This is a genomic window from Microcoleus sp. PH2017_08_TRC_O_A (assembly GCF_020738665.1).
In the GTDB taxonomy this organism is placed as follows: domain Bacteria; phylum Cyanobacteriota; class Cyanobacteriia; order Cyanobacteriales; family Microcoleaceae; genus Microcoleus.
In genome coordinates, this window is sequence record NZ_JAEQCE010000052.1 from 24169 (window position 1) to 42676 (window position 18508).

Here is an 18508-nt window from a genome sequence, read left to right on the forward strand (position 1 = left end):
GGCTCAACAATGACAACAGCAACATTATTTCAGTGGGTAAGACTCAAGCAAGATATTCCTAATAGTCCAGTAAAGAAAGGGGACACAGGAGTTGTTTTAGATTATCTGCCACCCACGAACAAGCAGCCCGAATCTGGATATACTTTAGAAGTCTTTAAAAATGGTGAAACTTTAGATGTGATTTCTGTACCGATTTCTTGGGTGACACCGCTACCTGAAATTTGGGGAGATTCTCAGCACGCACCAACTGATATTAAGGTGAAGGCTCTAGATTAGGTAAAGAAGGGCGATTCACGATCGGGATAGCTACGCGGCACTTCCGAACCCAGATTCGCCCGCACCAAACAAGAAACCCTCCCCAACAAGGAGAAGGGAGGGTGAAAAAGAGAGTTAGAAATTTAAGTTTTTTCCGAATTAACAATAATGAGTCACATCCTCGCCGCACTCATCGGCCAAATAACACAAAGCACGAAAGCGCAGCCCCACCACTTGCTCGTAAAGCGGATTTAACTTGCACAGCGGCGGAATGTAAAATAAAGTGCGATCGCAAATTTTGACTTCCCGCTCAAACGGACACTGGCTGGGAATAAACTTGCACAGAAACCGAGCTAACTTTTGACTTTTAATTGCACTATTGTCAAGCCACTGTTTCAGCGGATTCAACAAGTCAAAGCGCGGCTTGTGGCCGTAAGGTTGAGGATTTGTAGCGACACTAACAGGGGTTTCTTCTTTGCCATGCCATACCCAAATTGGCAGAATTCGATCGGACTGTGTATTCTCAAATACGTTCATATTTCTCTGTTCCTCTTTTACAACGAGGTGCCAAGAACTCTTTGTAGAGCTTGTACGAGATTTTGTCTACAATAAGTACCTACAGCAGCTCGTTTTGCTTTACCGGATGAAACTTCTTGAATTAATGACTTGATCCGAGAAAAGTAGTTCCTGATTATTTTTGAGAGACGGTGTGCGATCGCAAAAGTGTCCTCATTGCCAGCCCAAGGATTTATCTATGGGGTAAAAACTCTGCCTTAAACCTTAAACCTTCAACCTTCAGTTAACTCTCCTTTTGTACTTCCTCTACGATAATGACGCATCGAGGTCAATAATTCCCTGCGTGAAAATGCGGAATTTTCAATCAAAGTTATAATAGTTTCAAATAAGCACGGCGCTGCAAAAAACCCTGAAACCCAGCGCCCACTGTCGCTGCGTGCGTGAATCGTAGCTATCCCGAGCGTGAATCGGCCAGAAACTCCTACAATTATAAATAATCGGCATTACCGCCCTCACCACCCATGAGCAACCCAGAAACCAAATCTATCACCCGCGAATTGCAAAGCCACGTCGCCATTCTCGGCGGCTTCGTCTCCCTCCTCTGGATTATTGAGATTCTCGATGTATTCATATTTCGAGGCGCGCTGAATTCCTACGGAGTCCGCCCCCGCAGCATCGACGGACTTGAAGGCATCCTATTCATGCCTTTTCTGCACGGCAGTTTTGCTCACTTAGCCGCCAATACCCTCCCGTTTCTGACATTTGGTTGGCTGATAATGTTGCAAGAAGTAAGCGACTTTTTTATAGTTAGTGCCGTTACTGTACTCATCAGCGGATTGGGAGTTTGGCTGACAGGCGCGCCCAATTCCGTGCACATTGGTGCCAGCGGATTAATCTTTGGTTACTTCGGATTTTTGCTATTGCGGGGCTTTTTTGAACGCAGTTTTACGTCTATTATGGTATCTTTAATTGTCGGTTTCTTCTACGGCGGTTTAATCTGGGGAGTTTTGCCCTCGCAGCCTGGAGTTTCCTGGCAAGCGCATTTCTTTGGCTTTGTCGGCGGCGTATTAGCAGCTCAACTTTTGGGGCGGCAGAAACGGCAAATCAACTAGGATAAGACTTATGCTGCATCGTATTATGACCTTAGGTACGTTGTTGCGCTTCAGCGCTCTTTTCTATAGCAATGAGCGCTGAAGCGCAACAACGTACCTTGCCAGCCCAAAAAATAAATTTAAATGCAGAAAAGCTTAACAATTTCGTCCCGAAAAGTAAGACTAACTGCTTACTAATAATTCTACTTGCGCCGGCAAGCACACAGTAAAAACCGAACCGCCACCTAACTGGCTTTGAACTTGCATATCACCGCCCATCATCAAACAAAAGTGACGGCTAATAGTCAATCCCAAACCCGTGCCGCCGTACTTGCGCGTAGTTGAGGCGTCACCCTGCATAAAAGCTTGAAATAAATGCTGCATTTGTTCGGGGGGAATCCCAATACCAGTATCAGCTACGCGGAAAATTATTAAATCGGAAGGTTCTGCTATTTCTTGAGTTGTTAAGCTGTCATGTTTAACTCTTTCAATGGACAGGGTAATAGTCCCGCCTTCGGTAAATTTTGCTGCATTGCTCAGCAGGTTGAGCAATATTTGACGAGTTTTGGTAATGTCAGCATACATCACTCCCAAGTCATTAGCACAATTAACTTCAAATTTATTAAATTTTTTCTCTACCAAGGGTTCGGCAGTAGAAACTACCTCGTCAATTAAATTAACCGGGTTGAAAGTTTCTAAATAAAGTTCCATCCGCCCCGCTTCAATTTTAGAAATATCGAGAATGTCGCTAATTAAAGATAGCAAGTGTTTGCCGGCAGTTTGAATTTTGTGCAAGTCTGGGATAAAATCTTCGCAGCCCAAATCCTCGGCGTCTTCTTTGAGCATCTCGCTGTAACCGATAATGGCGTTGAGGGGAGTTCGCAATTCGTGGCTCATATTGGCTAAGAATGAGCTTTTGGCTTGGCTGGCTGCTTGAGCGGTTTGAGCGACTTGTTGGAATTCTTCTGCTAGTTTGCGTTGGGTAATGTCTTCGGCAATGCCGACTATACGGTAAATTTCTCCTGTTTCGTTGCGGACTGGAAAAGCCCGATCGCGCACCCAGCAAACTGAACCGTCGGATCGCACTACCCGATACTCCTCATCATAATCCCCCTGCACCTGTTTTTCAAAGGCAGCCTTAACGCGATCGCGATCGTCTCGGTGAATAGCATCCCAAAAAGCCTCCGGATGTGACAGCAAACTCCGATAGCTTAAATTCCATATTTTCTCGCAAGCAGGGCTCACATAAATTATGTGCTTTTGATTCGGTTCTCTAATCCAAAATACCTCATGAATATTTTCTGCCAACTGGCGAAACCGTTCCTCGCTGGCGCGCAACTGATCCACAGCACGGTGAAACTCTGTCACGTCTTGAACCAGCGATGCCACCCCAATTATACAGCCCTCAGCATCAACCAAAGTCGTATTGTACCACTCGCAAAGAATAATTTTGCCGTCCTTTCTAATGTTCTCGTTAATGCTACTAATTCCTCCTTGATTAGTGAGCAAAGTTATAGATAGTTGCCTGACATACTCCTTAGCATTTTCAGGAACTATGAGATCTACTCCGTGGCGTCCCATTGCTTCCAAGCGATTGAATCCAAAAATTCTTTCTGCTGACAAATTCCAGTCCGCAACTTCAAAATTGAGATTCCATTCGATCGCCCCCAAAGGAGTTTGATAGAGGTGAAAAGCGAGTTTTTCCTGAGATAGTTTCAGAGAGCGAATTAATTGAGTTTTATCAGCAATCGCAGCTTCCACCCGCTCTTCGAGAGTAGTAAACGACTCTTCCAATTGATCTGCCATCGTATTAAAAGAGCGAGCCAGGACACCCACCTCATCCTCCCGATCTACAGACGCCATCAAGCGGGGATCTACCGCCATTGAGTCCCATTCTCCCCGCGACAAAGCCTCCGCAGCCTTGCTCAGACGCTGAATTGGCATGACAATCCACCTCGAAGTCACACATCCTAGAGCCGTCGCCACCACCAAAGCACCGAAACAGAGCAAAATTGTGTAGCGAGTGTTGGCGTTAATCGCTTCCATAAAATCGGCTTCGGGAACCGCCACCACAATCAACCAGTCGAGGCCCTTGCTGTCTGAGAGCGGTGTCACCTGTAGAAATTGTCGTTTCCCATCGATCGCAAAATCTAACTGGTAAATACGATCGATCTTGCTCAAATGCCCGAAGCGTTGTGTCAAATAGCGGGCAGTCGATCGAATTAGAACATTTTTGCTATTCGCTGCCCCAATCCGTTGTGGAACGCCTTTGCTCACAATAAATGGCGCTTCTGGAGTTGAATTTGCAACCAATTCTCCAGACCTTTCGACAATAAAAGTTTGTCCTGATTTACCAATCTTCAGTTTTTCCAAAAATTGATGAATATCAGAGAGTGTCAAATCAGAACCAAGAATTCCAATCAGTTTATTATTCTTTCCGTAAACGGGTTGAGCAGCAGTAATTGCTAGTTTGGGAGTGTCAAAATAAGTATAAATTTTAGTCCATGTCGGCTTGCCAGCCCGCACCGGAGCTACATACCAAGGTCGGGTGCGAGGGTCGTAGTTAGGAGTAGTTTTTAAAAGCTTAGTTGCTTCGCCGAACTTAGACGGCGTGTAGCTGTGCAAATTATAGCCACTAGACTTATTAGAAATCCGAATTTGCAAATTGCCATCGTCAAGCCTTTCAACTCCCGTAAAAATTTTTTGTTCGGAGCCGAATTGAATGTAGCTAATTGTATTAAAGGTTTCGAGTTGTTTGGAGAAGTAGCTGAGTAAACTGGCTTCATCCTGCACGTTCAAAATACCCAGACGGATGGCATCGAGATTCAGTTGATTGATTTGGTGCGGCCTTTCGATATAACTATAAATGTGTTGCTGGATGCGCGATGTGACTTCGGCCCGCAGTTGCGCGGCAACATCGTTGACAGCTATGCGCCCGTGGCGCAGGGACAGCCACCCCGTCAGCCCCACCGCAGCGAAAGTCTGGATGGCAAAAGGCACTACAAGGACGAGGCGAATTGGCACTTGGCGCGACATTTTAAAAATATGGTCGCTCAGATGTCTGATTGGCATGATGAAGCAGAAATATTACGAACCCACAAAGTTTCGGTAAAGTACAACCTGATGAGCGCAGATTTTGAATGAGACCGTTTTCTGTGGCAGAGTGCTGTTAAAAACTGGGAATCTGCCGCTAGTAACTTAATTTTTAACGACTGCCACCGTTATCTTAGCGCGATCGCGTGCTTGGTCAGGGCGATCGAGATTAATGCAGTAAGTATAAGGAAGAAGGAAGAAGGAAGAAGGAAGAAGGAAGAAGGAAGAAGACAGACACAGCAAGCTTGAGCTTGATTCATATTTTATGTTTAATTAGGTGGATTTACTTATCACTCCTGGAATGAATGTAGGCGCTGATACTATTTGAGATTTTACATTTGAAATTGGGTAGTTTGCGATCGCACTCCCAGCATCAGAAACTGTTTTTTTTCTCGCGTCTACTTCATTGCATCCGCCAGATGCACTAAACAAGCAGGTTTCTGAGAGTCGGAGCGCGATCGCAAGTTATAAATATTTACAATAAATTCACTTGATATCTCCACAACAAGCTACTTTTGATAGAGCGCAACTTAATTCCGGCTGGGTAGAATAAGTATAGTAGGATGCAACTAGCGGAGGCATGGATGATGAACGCAGTTATTGCTACTCTTGGCACTGCTCTCGGACTGAGCTCAATTTTTATCGGTTTGACCCCGGCGGTTATCGCCCAACAAAGGCTGCAACCAGCGCCCCAAAATTCAGAAACGACTTTATCAGGAGATTCCCTCAGAACTGTGGAGGACAGAACCGTAGACTCGGACTACCAAAACTTGATTGGTGAACGAGAAACGGCGGCTAATGCTGCTATTCGGCAGCGCAGCTTGGGGGATACATTTCGCCTCAAAATCGGCCCCGAATTGGAATTTATCACTACTCCTTCCGACGCCCAGCGCCAAGGAAATCCCGTTCCTCTCCAACCCAACGACAGTGGTACAGGAGCTGGAGTTCAGCTTCAGCTAGGACTTTAGCAATTTTGAATGAATTGATGTCAAGCAAACGAGCGATCGCACAGCCCGATTTTTGAGGCTGGGAGTTCTTGTGACTGCGATCGCTCGTTTCTCTGAATTTTATCACAAGTTTTGTGCGGCTTGTATCACAGGAGAGTCTTTATTCTCAATCTACAATTGGGGCTATTAAACATCAGACGCATCCCAATTAGATACGTATCTTTACAATAGCGCATAAAACTGGCGGTGAAGGTCATGGGAAAGGCTCAACTAATCGATTATTTGCGGGGAGAGTTGGCGATATCGAATTCTGCGATCGCCGTTGCTCTGAGACACGATGAACAAGATGCCGGCCAACTGCCGATGGTTCTGTGGCAGTACGGGTTAGTTACCTTGGAACAGTTAGACCTGATTTTTGATTGGCTGGAAACTCAGTCGGCTTAATAATTTAAAATTCCGAATTTTAAAATATGGATATCTGATTCCAGATTTTTGAGAAATAAAGCTTACCAAAAGATTGGGTCTAGAACCCCGTCATTATAGGACGGCTTGAATTCAAAGTCTAAAGATTACTTTCCAATCAAGTTTATAGCTACAATTGCCCATAAGCGTCATAGAATAATTCCATGATTGTACTAGAGTTCAAGTTAAAAGGCAAGCCACAGCAATACCGGATCGTAGACGAAATGATCCGCACAGCTCAGTTTGTCCGAAACAAAGCTCTCAGATATTGGATCGACAATTCCAGAGTTAAGCTATCGGATTTATACAAACAATGCGCCATCATGGCGAAAGAGTTTGAATGGGCCGGAAAACTTAACTCAATGGCGCGTCAAGCTTCGGCTGAGCGTGCCATTTTTGCTATTCAACGTTTCTTTTCTAATTGCCAAGCTAAGAAACCAGGAAAAAAAGGATACCCACAATTCAAAAAACACACTCATTCCGTAGAATACAAAACTTCCGGATGGGCGATTTCCACCGACAAAAAATGTCTAACATTCACGGACGGTTTTGCGGCGGGTACCTTTAGGTTACTCGGTAGTCGAGACTTGCACTTCTATGCACCTACTGAGATTAAACGAGTCAGAGTAATTCGTCGAGCCGATGGTTACTACGCTCAGTTTTGCATCAATGTAGAGCGAACAGAAGAAATAGTTCCTACGGGGAAAACGATTGGCATAGATGTGGGATTGAACCATTTCTACACCGATAGTACAGGAGAAACAGTTCCAAATCCTCGGCATTTGCGTAAAAGTGAAAAAGCTTTAAAGCGGTTGCAGAAACGAGTTTCTCGGAAAAAGAAAGGTTCGAGTAATCGCAAGAAAGCGATAAATAAGTTAGGCAGAAAGCACTTAAAAGTCAGTAGGCAGCGTAAAGACTTCGCCATCAAGACGGCGTTGTGCGTAGTGAAATCTAACGATTTCGTAGCCTACGAAGACCTTCAGGTGAAAAATATGGTGAAGAACCATAAGCTTGCCAAATCAATTAGCGATGCAGCGTGGTCACAGTTTGCCCAATGGTTGCAATATTTTGGGAAAGTGTACGGTAAAACAGTAGTTGCTGTAGCACCTGGGTACACTTCCCAAGATTGCTCAAGTTGTGGCAATCGCGTTCAGAAATCCCTATCGGTCAGAACTCATATTTGCCTGTGCGGTGCGGTGTTAGACCGCGACCACAATGCAGCTTTGAATATTTTGGCTAAAGGATTGAAAGCCCGTGCAGGAATTAATTTAAATACGGTGGGGCACACCGGAATTAACGCTTGGGGACAGACCGACCTCTACCCATTGGTGGTGACATCAACGGGCAAGCCGACTGGTTGAACCAAGAATCCCTGCGCGTTCAAGCCGGGGAGTGTCAAACAAACGGTCGTCTAAATAAAAGTATAGGGTTGAGTGTTGAGGTTGAGGTTGAGGTTGATTTTTTACCTTTGGGTAAGATCTAAATATGCGATAGGGACACAGCACTGCTGTGTCCCTATTGCTATAACTCCAGACAGCATAAAACAAGCCCCAGCAACTTTTAGGTTTGCCGGGGCTTGTTCGATTGAATTTGGTGGCGGGAAGTGGATTTGAACCACTGACCTTCGGGTTATGAGCCCGACGAGCTACCAGGCTGCTCTATCCCGCGTCGCTGTCTGTCTATCTATTCTCAAAAATCAAACCCTGCATCCTCAAAGATTGCAGGGCTTGTTTCAAGTTGGTGGCGGGAAGTGGATTTGAACCACTGACCTTCGGGTTATGAGCCCGACGAGCTACCAGGCTGCTCTATCCCGCGTCGTTTTGTCTACTCTCTAATATAAACACATCTTTCTGGAAATTGCAACCCCTCAATCAAAAAAACTTTTGAGGTTGTGGTAGGGGTTGCTGAAATTGGCGAATAAGTGTCGATCTGATAGGGAGAGGGGGAGAGGGGGAGAGGGGAAGAGGGGGAGAGGGGGAGGGGATTTTTGATCTGGTTATCTAGATAGAGAATTGTAATGCGGAACAACTCAGAGCATCGAAACTTCGCCGACTACCTCCAAACGCTTAAAATCGCTGAGAGTCAGGTAAGTGTCCGAAAGAGTTTCGGCGATCGTCGCAGTAATCCAGCCCAACTGCTTGAGCAAGTGAATCGCCACAGCAAATTTAGCGCGCTTTCCTCCATCAGTTACCTTAATTGCCAAACCCATACCTTCGCCAACCCGGCCAATACACTGAACCCCTTCAGCACCGGATTTGCTCACCAATTCGCCTTGAGTCAAGCGCATCAGTTCCGTGTCAAATCTCCCCTCACCAGCAACCATCATCGGGTGATGAGTCATAGCGCGGACAATCCGCTCCATATCCACATTGTCACCGGAGGCTAATTTAGCGTACAAAGACGCCATTTGCCCCAACTGCAACAGATAGGTAGGAGCGCCGCAGTCGTCGCGAGCGCTGATAAACTCTTCGGCAGGCATGGCCAGCAAGTCAGCCACTTTGCCCAAAATAAGCTGCTGGACGGGATGTTTGCGCCGCAAATAAGTTTCCAGCGGCCAGTGCAGTTGCTGACAGACAGCTAGCATTCCGGCGTGTTTGCCAGAACAGTTGTATTGCAGGGCGCTCTTTTTGCCTTCGGGAATGGGGCATTGAAGTTTAGAGGGGTCAATGTCGCAGCGCCACAGGACGTTAAATACCTGCCGCGATTGCTCGATCGTACCTTGATGAGAACTGCAAATAATCGCTAAATCTCGATCGGTCAATTCGTAGCGCTCTAAAGATCCCGTCGCCGTCACAGCCAAAGCTTGAAAAGGTTTGAGTGAAGAACGGACAAATGTCGCCGTTTCCGAGTTACCGGCAACGGAAAGAACGCGGCCGCGCTTGTCGCAGACAGCGGCTTGGGCGCGATGCCTAGATTCTGGAATACCTTCGCGCAGCAGTGTGACTTCGAGTTCGGGAGCTTGGGTTCGTTTTCCCCTTGTCATATCAATTTTAGATTTTAGATTTTAGATTTTAGATTGGGGCCCGTGGAAGTTTTGATCCCCTTGTCACAACGGGGCGGGCACGGGGCACCGCCCCTACGACTCAAAACTTCCCTGTTACAACTTCCGATTACACAAAACTCCAAATTAGTCCCCCGCCAACCAGCAATACTGTCAAACCATAAAATGTCTGCCGCAGACGCCTGAGAATTGGTTCTAGTTCGTAGTTGACTATCAATTGGTCTTGAGCTAAAACTTCGGGAGTTTTAGGCCAAGATTGACAATCGTACCAGCCAGACTCTTCGTAGACGACTGTGGGATTGGAAAGTCGCGATCGCACGTAGAACCAACCCAAGTAAAGCCGCAGCAAAGCTAATCCTAGAATAAAACCGGCACCAGCGGCAGCGCACAGGGCAAACTGAACTGGATACTTCAGCGGAGCAAAGCTGGCTGCTGCTAAGGGCCCGGATACCAAGCAACTCCAACCCCATACCCAAGCAAGTTTTGCCAGATATGCGGGCAAATCGAGAGTTACCCAGCTAAAAAACCAGGATTCTGTAAGTTCTTGATATTCATTAACCGGGCGTTGTTCCTGGGGAACAGGACAAATAGAAACAGAAGTGTCTTTCACATTAGCGATCCTCTCGGCGCGGTGGAAAATTCAATGCGTTCGGCGTGTCCCCAGAACGCTTCTAAATTGTAAAATTCGCGCTCTTGAGGTTTCAAGATGTGGATAATCACGTCGCCGTAGTCCATGACGACCCAACTGGCGTCTGATAGCCCTTGTGTACGCAGCGGCAAGCGTCCCCATTCTTCTTCTACTTGGTCGGCGATGGCTTGGGAGATGGCTCGTACCTGGACGTTGGAGAATCCGGTGACGATCGCAAAGTAGTCAGCGAGATAGCATACTTCTGCGACGCCCAGCAATACAATATCAACTGCTTTGCGGTCATCGGCAGCTTGTGCAGCGGTCAATATCAGGCCGCGGGCTTCGTCTGGGATGGTGGCGTCGGTTACTGTGGACTGGGCCCGGGAGTATTCGAGTTGGGTTAGATCTGACATTAAGTGTTTAAGTTCCTAATTGATACGGTAAGGGGGAATTGGTGCGCTATTGGCTTTCGGTTGTTGGCAGTTTGAGACTGGAAATAGGAGTTAAATTCAAGCCAAAAGTAAGTACAGGATTGCTGGTAAATTTTACGTTTAACTTGTGATTTGTTCGATCGACTTTCCCGTCGATTTTCCTATTTCGGGCGATTCCGCGCGGGCCGTTTGCAGCGCCCAATTCCGCGTAAGTACGGTGCGCGGGTGAATGTAGCAGCGAGTTTCTAGCAAATATTTGAGAGAATGATCGCTAGTTTGCCACACGGCTGCATAAAGATTTTGGACGCTTGTCTCGCGCAGTGCTTCTAGTTCGGCTGTGTTGCCGCGGCTGGGTTCTATAGTGTCTGCTATAAATACGGTACAACTGAGCTGGCTCATGTTTGGTCTGCCGAGGGTATGATTGGCGATTGCGTCCAAAATTTCTCGATCGACCACCCCGAATTCGTCTCTAGCGACGATCGCGCTCGCGTCTGCGTGCAGCAAATGCGGGTGTGCTTCCAACACTGAGTCTAACTCTAAACCTTCCTTCTGAGCCATTTGCAGCAGCATTTGGGGTTTGAAGTATTTTGCCAAGTCGTGCAACAATCCTGCCGATCGGGCTTTTGCTTCGTCGAGGCCGTAATGGCGAGCCAAGTCTCCTGCTGTCTGTTCGACTCCGAGGATGTGTGTGATGCGGGCGGCAGGAACGCGCTGTGTGAGCCAAGCTAGGACTTTTTCGCGATCGAGTGCAAGTGTCAAATATTAACTCCCAACTTGTAGGATCTATTATTTTAGCGTTTTGTTTTAATGGACTGCGGTGTAGGGCTGACAGGGGTGCGGTGGCTTCTGGGATGGGGAGAGGTGAAGGGGGCGATCGGCTCTACCTAAACCATTCAAAAATCTGTTAAAGTCGGTGGCTGTAACGACAAATTGTAGTTACCATAGACATCTGGCAAAAAGACAGTCAAGAACAGGCAGGATGCCTGTTCCACAATAATTATGCCAGAAGTCTAATATTTAGTAACAATCAATGAACAACGAATTTACTTCGAGCAAATCTCAAACTGACTGGCAACGCCTAGATGCCATGACTGATGAAGATATTGATTTCTTTGATTGCCCTGAAATTACGCCTGAAACGTTTGCCAAAGCATTAGTTCGGCGAGGCTTACGCAACCCTAAGACGAAAGCTCAAGTGACCTTACGCATTGACCGTGATGTTTTGGAGTGGTTTAAATCTCAAGGTCGAGGTTATCAAACTCAGATTAACACGTTACTGCGAGAATACATGAAAGCCCATCAATAATGGATTTGCTATTTTTTGTATCGTTCTCATTTATTCTACTTTTAATCAGTGCCATCAAAGGTTATTTTATAGTTGCTCCGCTTCTAGCTTCGATGGCAATTTTGACGGTCATTTTGTTGCGGAGGGGATTTCCGCTAAAAACCTTAATCAAAATGGCTGTTGCTGGCAGTCAAAAATCTTTTTCAGTCATCGCTATTTTACTTTTAATCGGCGCAGTCATGGCTGTGTGGATGGCTGCGGGGACTGTTCCGGTTCTGGTATATTGGGGAATTAAATCGATCGACCCTCAGTATTTCATTTTTTGGGCGTTTATCTTAACCAGCGTTTTTTCTGTACTACTGGGAACATCTTTTGGTGCTGCGAGCACGATCGGCATTGCTTTGATGATAATCGCCAACGGCAGCGGTGTAAATCCGAATCCGATCGCCGGGGCGATTGTGGCGGGAGCTTATGTGGGCGATCGGTGTTCTCCGATGTCTTCGAGCGCTATTTTGATTGCCATCCTTACCAAAACCGAAATTTATACCAATCTCAAAAATATGGCGGTGACGGGCTTATTACCGCTGCTCGTTTCCAGCTTGTTGTATTTAATTTTATCGGCTTTTAATCCCGTCGAACTTTCCGGCAACAATTTGGCTTTGGAACTAGGCACAGCCTTCAATCTTAATTCGATAACTTTGCTGCCAGCCTTGACAATTCTCATACTTTGTGTACTGCGAGTCGAAGTCAAAATCGCGATGGCTGTTAGTATCATTACCGGAAGTGCGATCGCCTTTTTCGTTCAAGGTTATTCGGCGATCGAGATTCTGCAATTTGCGATCGCAGGATTTAAATTAGAATCAACTTCTAGTTTAAAAGATATTGTAGCAGGAGGAGGAATTTTGTCTATGGCAAAAGTTTCATTAGTTGTAGTTGTCTCGACAGCATTTGCTGGCATTTTTGCCGGCACCAGAATTTTAGAATTTGTGGAAGTGTCTCTCAATAAAGCTCGAACCAGAGGAGATTTATTTTTTGCCACAACAGTAATTAGCATTTTTTCAGCAGCCTTTGGTTGTACCCAGACGATCGCAATTATCTTGACCCATCAATTAGTGGAATCAAAGTACCGCCAACAAAAATTAGATGATTATCAACTTGCTGTAGACTTAGAAAATACCGCTGTTGTGATTTCCCCCTTAATTCCTTGGAATATTGCAGGATTAGTTCCAGCAACTGTCTTGGGTGTCAATTCGGATTTTATACCCTATGCGTTTTATTTATATCTGATTCCTTTATTTAATTTGATTCAACTGAAACTGGCTAAGGCACCTCATAAAAATTAACCAAAATTAAGAGATATCTTACATTCATTATCTCGCTTTTCTTAAAATTATCGGTGTTCATCTGTGTTGCGTCGGGAGCATCTCAGTTTTGCATCTGTAGTGCTGTCCCCGCTCGCGTGCTGATTGATATAGCAGGCGAGCGGGGACGCTCGCACTGCAATAAAAAATGCTTCTTGCAAAAATGAGATGCTCCCTGTTGCGTCTGCCTTAAATCTGCGATCGATCGCAGATGTATGCAATTGCTCGTCTACTTTGGCAGCGGTTGCAATATTTTCTCAGCATGACTTGCCGCCACCGCCGCAAATAAAGCCTCATAATGATTCAAAGCTTCCTCAAATCCGTAATTCTCCACAGCATACTTTCTACCTTGCTCGCCCAACGCATCCACCCGATCGCGATTTAAGAACAAATCCTCCACAGCATCAGCCAAAGCCTGCGGATCTTCCGGCGCTACCACCACCCCGCCACCGCTTTGCTGCACTGCTTTATGCGCCGTACCAGTTTCGGGAACGGACGCCAAAATTGCCCGACCGCTCGCCAGCAGCACTTGAATTTTTGAAGGCATATTAAAGTTAGTTACCCGGCGCTTTTGTACGACTAAACTAACATCCGCAGCAGCTAACATTTCGGGCAATTTTTCTCGCGGTTCAAACGACAGTAACATTACATTAGTAGCTTTGTAAGTTTCGCAATCTTTTTGCAAGCGCGTCAGTGCTGTTGATTCCCCCACAATTACAAAAGCAATTTCAGGTATGTGCTTCAAACGGGTCGCTGCTTTGACCACTGTTTGTAAGCCTTGGGTAAGGGCAATATTTCCAGCATAAAGAACCACAAACTTGCCATTTAGTTTGTGGGTTTCGCGAAAGGGGTTATTTTCTTTTGGTAAAGGGCGGATGAAATTGACATCAACCCAATTCGGAAGGCAAACTATTTTTTCCGGGGGTACTCCCTGAGAGTGCAATTTGCTGACAAAACCGCTGTCGATAACGCTGACTTGGCTGGCTGTGCTGTAGGCAAATTTTTCTAAGGCGTCCGCAATCTGAATTAGCAGTCCGTTTTTTTTCACCAAGCCGACGCGCACTGCTGCTTCTGAGACGATATCCTGTACGTTGAGGACGATCGGGATATTGCGAGTCCAGCCGTAAAAGGCCACTGGAACGCAAATCGGTAAAGGTGGCATTGTTGAGAAAATCACGTCGGGACGCCAGCCTCTGAATGCTTGGACGGCGCTGGATACGACAAAACTACCGTCTAGCAAAAGTCGGTCTAGCAGGCTGGGGTGAGGGCCGTTGACGCGCAGGTAACTCCGCTGAATAGTGACGCCGTTGTGTTCTTCGGTGAGGTAAAATTTGCCCCGATATTGCGGATAAATTCGCCGCTGGGGATAGTTGGGCATTCCGGTGACGACTCGAACTTGGTGCCCTCGCTTGACTAGGCCTTGGGCTAGTTCTGTCATCAAGGGGGCAATGCCGATCGGCTCTGGATAGTAGTTATAGGAATAAATTAGAATACGCATAATATATTTAGTTTGAAGCAAATAGTCCTGCCGCTCCTCTACTCGATCGTCCACCCGGTGAATTGCTGAGGAGGTGGTTGGGTGTCAGGGAGCATCGCAGGGGCGGCGCCCGGCCCTGCCGACGATCGCCAGAAGCCGCCCAGGGGAGGGCCCGCATCGCGCCCTCAGGTAAGGTTTTTCCGCATTACCAGGCAGTTGGAGCGATCGTCGGTACGGATATAGTGCAGCTCGTCGGTGAGCTTGTACATAAACACCAGTCCCCTTTCTCCTTCTCTATCCAACGGATCGCGCTGCTCTTGCAGGATCGAGCGCAGCTTTGATTCCAGGTTGAAGGGTTGACCTCTGTCCCAAATCCTAATTTCTAAGTAGTCTGCAAACACTTTTACGTCAATGTCGATCGGCGTCTCGGGGGGCAAGTTCTGGTGAGCATGGCGGACAGCATTTGTAAACCCTTCATTAACAATCAGGCTGCACTGCCACCACAAGTCCTGTGGTATCAGCGGCAGAACAATATTCTCCAACCATTCCGAAACTTGTGTCAGAGCGTTCAGGTCTGTTGTAACCTGAAGGTCAAACTCGGCAATTGGTTGCTCGTCTTTCATTTTTCTTCTCCCTGGTCGCCCCCCACCACCGCTGTAGCCAGCGCAGGTTGGAGAGGAAAAGGAGGGCAAGGTCTTGGCAACATATTAGTTTAGTCAAGCTTGAATTGAAGAAGCCCGTTTTGCCTCAAGGTGAGCATTCCTTTCGCACCATTTACTCGATCGCGAAAATGAGAGACTTCCGATACTGTAACCCGCTTCGGTAGGACGTTTAAATCGGAAAATTTCCCGACTCAGCAGCTTGCGATGAGTTATTTCAGCTTCGACCGTGTTAGCAGTCGGTACTTTTCTCAACACACCTGAGTTCTTGTCGTCCTCGAAAACCCTGCTGGAGTCATTCGAGTACGACCTCGAACTCGCCAATTGCTAATTAATGCTCCGATCGCAGAGCTGGTAAATAGATGCACATTTTCTGTGTGAATTTTAACACTTAATACTAACGTAAGTATCGCGATCGATCGCCTACTTGACTAAGTATCAAGTTCGAGTTCCGGCTGTCGAGAAATCAACAGCAACTAAAATTTCAGCAATCGGTTGTTGACCGCTCTACATAGCGCCACTATTTTTGTTAAACAGCACAGTTATGGTTTTAACAATTAGTTTCAGGTCATACATCAGGCTCCAGTCTTGTTGGTATTTTAAATCTAAACGGATGACATCTTCAAAATCGCGGACTTTAGAGCGACCGTTGACTTGCCATTCGCCTGTCATTCCAGGTTTGACATCAAAACGCTGCCACTGAGGGACTTCGTAGCGCTCAACTTCGTCTGGAGTAGGCGGTCTAGTGCCGACTAGACTCATTTCGCCTTTGAGCACGTTCCAAAACTGTGGCAGTTCGTCGAGACTCGTTTTCCGCAAGATGCGTCCGACTTTGGTAATCCGCGGGTCGTTGTCATTTTTGAAAAATGCGCCAGAAGCTTGGTTTTTAATTTCGGCTTTCATGGCTTCGGCATTAGTACACATCGATCGAAATTTCCAAATCCGAAATCTTCTGCCCATCCAGCCGCAGCGGGTTTGTGCAAACAATATCGGGCCCGGATCGTTAATCGTGATGGCTGCCGCTATGGGTACAAACAAAATTCCTGTAATTATCAAACCGACGATCGCCCCAACGACATCTATCACCCGTTTCACCAACGACTGCACCGAGGGATGCGTCATCGGTAGCTGATTGTCGGAGGGGTGTGTCTCTATGGGAGTTGACGTTGCAGAAGGCTGCTCGATTGTCAGCACTTGATCTAGGCTGGTGAGAGCAAATACTGCCATCACCTGTGGCTTGAGGCTTCGGAGCACCAAGTCGCTGCCGCGCTGTTTGGCAAATTTCAGATTGCTGACTAAAGCACCGATCCCGCTACTGTCAATGAATGTCGTCTGACTGAAGTCTAGGACAATTTTGCTGGGAACGGTGTTTTCAGAGAAAAGTTGCTGGCAGGTTGTCTTGAAGTTTACGGCTTCAAGTACGCTCAAGCGCACGGGTATGTGAACCGAGGGAATCTCGTCCAAGTATGTAACCCGAAAATCTGTCTCTGGGGTTTGGCTGACCATGAAGTCCTAGTTTCAAATTTCAAGCTGATGTCTTTAGCCTATTGTGTCCTAGCCGCTCCACGTTTACCAAATATTGTTCCGATCTAAAGCCCAGCTTTATACAAACTTTACAAAAGCGCCCGAAAATGTGGCCGCCGAGCCTCGCCATATCACAGGTCAGGGTAGACTCAAGTCTACCGGTCATCAACCCGTCCAAGTTTTGGCGGAAAAATTTTGAACCCATCAGCTACCCAACTGTCCGGGCTGGAAGTATCTCATTTTTGCAACGCCGGATTTTTTTTAGTGCAGTCCCCGTTCGCTTGCTATGTATAGCACCAGAGCGGCGACTGCACAAAGGATTGACACTCTCAGGGCTAAAGGCACTGAGATTCTACAGACAGAGTAAAACTCTCGCTACGACCGTCAAACGCCGTCTACTTAGTCACCCTAAGTCAAGCTTAGGTTTCTAGCTACTTTTATTGTTTCCAATGCTTTCGGAGTCCATCACGCTTGCCAAGACGCGGTACGCTCTGCAACCAGCCTTTGTTTGCTCCTTGCTCGTCATACTGCGCTAGGACTAAAACCTAACCGTTGTTTCAGGGGAGCCGGGATTTCTCCGATACTAGGATGCTTCAACACGTAGATAGTTATTCCTACTTGCAATTTAAATTTACCACAAAAACCACGGCGATTGAAATCGCCGAGCCGTTTCCCTAGGAAGGACTGAAGTCGCTGAGTTTCCCACTTACCGAGGATTTTTTATGAGAATTAAATAACTTACAATTTTTATTGTTGTTGTGGGATGGGCGTCCCGCCCGTCCTTTCTGGACAGGCGGGACGCCCATCCCACAAATATGTGTAAATTATTTAATTCGCGATCCTAAGAATGCCAAATTGAGATGCACCCCCGGGCTGGAAGTATCTGTCAAATCCGAATCAAGATTTTTGTGGATTCAGAGCGATTAATCTTGTCGTTAAGAATTTTCGAGCCTGTCTTGCAGGGGGAAAGTTACCGCAGCGAACAGCTAAAAGTTAACGGTTAACTGTGTAACAGGAATGTCAACAGTTAACCGTTAACTGGAAAACTCCGCACCAGAAGTCAGAGGAGTAGGTCAAGAATTGTAGACGTTTTCTGACTGGGAGGTTTCGCGGCTGATGGGTTGCACTTTGGCTTTGGCTTTGGCTGCGTTGCGTTTCAGGGCCTGGAGACGAGCTTCGTATTTAGCCCGTTGAGTTTTTTTGGAGGTTTGCTCGATTAAGGTTTTTAAGGCACTACCGAGGCTTTTATAAGCGTTTGGCAGAGTGTAGCCGAAGCGAGTGGCGAGGGTGAGAGCTTTTTCGTCAGCGTCTACTGCTTCTTTTAAACTTTTGTCTCCGTTGTTTTTTTGGTAAAGTCTCCAGCCGGAGACGCCGCACAAAGATAGGGCCAGTACCAGCAGCAAGCCGTCTTGCACCCAAAGTTCGCCGACGGCGCCGCCTAAACCGATCGCCAGAGCCGCCATTTCCCAACCGTCTCTGGGGATGGTGTCGTTTTGGATGCGGGCGACTTCATGCCAAAATAGGAGGTTGCGCTGATCCATTGCTAGCTGTTCCCAGCGGATCAGGTCTATCTGTATTTCTACCTGGTCTTTGCCTATTTCTTCGCTGCGGATCAGGGTGGGATTAACTTCTATTGTTTTTTCTACTGTTACCCAACTTTGGAGTTCTGGGGGCAGTATATTTTTCAAGCGCCGGATCTCACTCATCTCGGCTCTTGCTGTAGAGGTTGCATAGGATGTCATAGCTCCGGCCTATTGATTTTCCAAAGGTTAATATGT

18 protein-coding genes and 2 tRNA genes are annotated in these 18508 nt (G+C 46.7%); 7 read left to right on the top strand and 13 right to left on the bottom strand.

The window, feature by feature from the left end; all coding sequences use genetic code 11:
• Positions 1–9: 9 nt before the first annotated feature.
• The gene (locus JGK22_RS18895; RefSeq protein WP_293207080.1) at positions 10–276 is read left to right on the top strand and encodes a DUF4926 domain-containing protein; all 267 of its coding nucleotides are present in this window, start codon (positions 10–12) and stop codon (positions 274–276) included.
• 138 nt (positions 277–414) lie between these two features.
• On the opposite strand, the gene JGK22_RS18900 is transcribed toward JGK22_RS18895, so the two are convergent.
• A complete protein-coding gene (locus tag JGK22_RS18900) occupies positions 415–792 on the bottom strand; it encodes a Mo-dependent nitrogenase C-terminal domain-containing protein (protein ID WP_293183279.1) in 378 nt (125 codons plus the stop codon).
• A 500-nt stretch (positions 793–1292) separates the two neighbouring features.
• Between JGK22_RS18900 and JGK22_RS18905 the strand changes: the two genes are divergently transcribed.
• Positions 1293–1883 (top strand): rhomboid family intramembrane serine protease, encoded by a 591-nt coding sequence (locus JGK22_RS18905; protein WP_293190536.1) that lies wholly within the window; start codon positions 1293–1295, stop codon positions 1881–1883.
• Positions 1884–2045: 162 nt separating this feature from the next.
• On the opposite strand, the gene JGK22_RS18910 is transcribed toward JGK22_RS18905, so the two are convergent.
• Positions 2046–4934, bottom strand: coding sequence for a PAS domain S-box protein (locus tag JGK22_RS18910; RefSeq protein ID WP_293203069.1), 2889 nt, complete (start codon positions 4932–4934; stop codon positions 2046–2048).
• Between the two features lie 584 nt (positions 4935–5518).
• Here JGK22_RS18910 and JGK22_RS18915 point away from each other — a divergent pair.
• The 3 genes from JGK22_RS18915 to JGK22_RS18925 all read left to right on the top strand — a co-directional run bounded on the left by JGK22_RS18915 (position 5519) and on the right by JGK22_RS18925 (position 7725).
• Complete coding sequence (locus JGK22_RS18915; RefSeq protein ID WP_293292900.1) at positions 5519–5923, top strand: hypothetical protein; 405 nt, start codon at positions 5519–5521, stop codon at positions 5921–5923.
• 234 nt (positions 5924–6157) lie between these two features.
• A complete protein-coding gene (locus tag JGK22_RS18920) occupies positions 6158–6346 on the top strand; it encodes a DUF2949 domain-containing protein (protein ID WP_293183271.1) in 189 nt (62 codons plus the stop codon).
• A 182-nt stretch (positions 6347–6528) separates the two neighbouring features.
• The gene (locus tag JGK22_RS18925; RefSeq protein ID WP_293313394.1) at positions 6529–7725 is read left to right on the top strand and encodes a transposase; all 1197 of its coding nucleotides are present in this window, start codon (positions 6529–6531) and stop codon (positions 7723–7725) included.
• Positions 7726–7955: 230 nt separating this feature from the next.
• Here JGK22_RS18925 and JGK22_RS18930 read toward each other — a convergent pair.
• The 6 genes from JGK22_RS18930 to yqeK all read right to left on the bottom strand — a co-directional run bounded on the left by JGK22_RS18930 (position 7956) and on the right by yqeK (position 11183).
• A tRNA-Met gene (locus JGK22_RS18930) sits at positions 7956–8032 on the bottom strand.
• Positions 8033–8102: 70 nt separating this feature from the next.
• Positions 8103–8179, bottom strand: a tRNA-Met gene (locus tag JGK22_RS18935).
• A gap of 214 nt (positions 8180–8393) precedes the next feature.
• The gene (locus JGK22_RS18940) at positions 8394–9347 is read right to left on the bottom strand and encodes an asparaginase (RefSeq protein WP_293183267.1); all 954 of its coding nucleotides are present in this window, start codon (positions 9345–9347) and stop codon (positions 8394–8396) included.
• A gap of 127 nt (positions 9348–9474) precedes the next feature.
• Entirely contained in the window at positions 9475–9975 is a 501-nt protein-coding gene (locus JGK22_RS18945; RefSeq protein WP_293183265.1) for a CGLD27 family protein, read from the bottom strand.
• A complete protein-coding gene (gene rsfS, locus JGK22_RS18950; protein ID WP_293183263.1) occupies positions 9972–10406 on the bottom strand; it encodes a ribosome silencing factor in 435 nt (144 codons plus the stop codon). The genes JGK22_RS18945 and rsfS overlap by 4 nt, the downstream gene beginning before the upstream one ends.
• Before the next feature lie 138 nt (positions 10407–10544).
• On the bottom strand, positions 10545–11183 hold the full coding sequence (yqeK, locus tag JGK22_RS18955; protein WP_293196896.1) for a bis(5'-nucleosyl)-tetraphosphatase (symmetrical) YqeK: 639 nt from the start codon (positions 11181–11183) through the stop codon (positions 10545–10547).
• 271 nt (positions 11184–11454) lie between these two features.
• Here yqeK and JGK22_RS18960 point away from each other — a divergent pair, with 271 nt between their 5' ends.
• Both JGK22_RS18960 and JGK22_RS18965 read left to right on the top strand, forming a co-directional pair.
• Complete coding sequence (locus JGK22_RS18960; RefSeq protein ID WP_293313396.1) at positions 11455–11730, top strand: BrnA antitoxin family protein; 276 nt, start codon at positions 11455–11457, stop codon at positions 11728–11730.
• Positions 11730–13052: a Na+/H+ antiporter NhaC family protein gene (locus JGK22_RS18965; protein ID WP_293313398.1), complete on the top strand. Its 1323-nt coding sequence runs from the start codon at positions 11730–11732 to the stop codon at positions 13050–13052. Before JGK22_RS18960 ends, JGK22_RS18965 begins: the two co-directional genes overlap by 1 nt.
• A gap of 247 nt (positions 13053–13299) precedes the next feature.
• Here the strand turns inward: JGK22_RS18965 and JGK22_RS18970 are convergent, their stop codons facing one another.
• The 5 genes from JGK22_RS18970 to JGK22_RS18990 all read right to left on the bottom strand — a co-directional run bounded on the left by JGK22_RS18970 (position 13300) and on the right by JGK22_RS18990 (position 18472).
• Complete coding sequence (locus JGK22_RS18970; protein ID WP_293183255.1) at positions 13300–14568, bottom strand: WcaI family glycosyltransferase; 1269 nt, start codon at positions 14566–14568, stop codon at positions 13300–13302.
• Positions 14569–14732: 164 nt separating this feature from the next.
• Positions 14733–15170, bottom strand: a complete 438-nt coding sequence (locus JGK22_RS18975; RefSeq protein ID WP_293207092.1) for an ATP-binding protein — start codon at positions 15168–15170, stop codon at positions 14733–14735.
• A gap of 93 nt (positions 15171–15263) precedes the next feature.
• On the bottom strand, positions 15264–15464 hold the full coding sequence (locus JGK22_RS18980; protein WP_293183251.1) for a hypothetical protein: 201 nt from the start codon (positions 15462–15464) through the stop codon (positions 15264–15266).
• Positions 15465–15713: 249 nt separating this feature from the next.
• Complete coding sequence (locus tag JGK22_RS18985; RefSeq protein WP_293296331.1) at positions 15714–16712, bottom strand: sugar transferase; 999 nt, start codon at positions 16710–16712, stop codon at positions 15714–15716.
• Positions 16713–17803: 1091 nt separating this feature from the next.
• Positions 17804–18472 (bottom strand): DUF3318 domain-containing protein, encoded by a 669-nt coding sequence (locus tag JGK22_RS18990; protein ID WP_293183247.1) that lies wholly within the window; start codon positions 18470–18472, stop codon positions 17804–17806.
• Between the last annotated feature and the right edge of the window lie 36 nt (positions 18473–18508).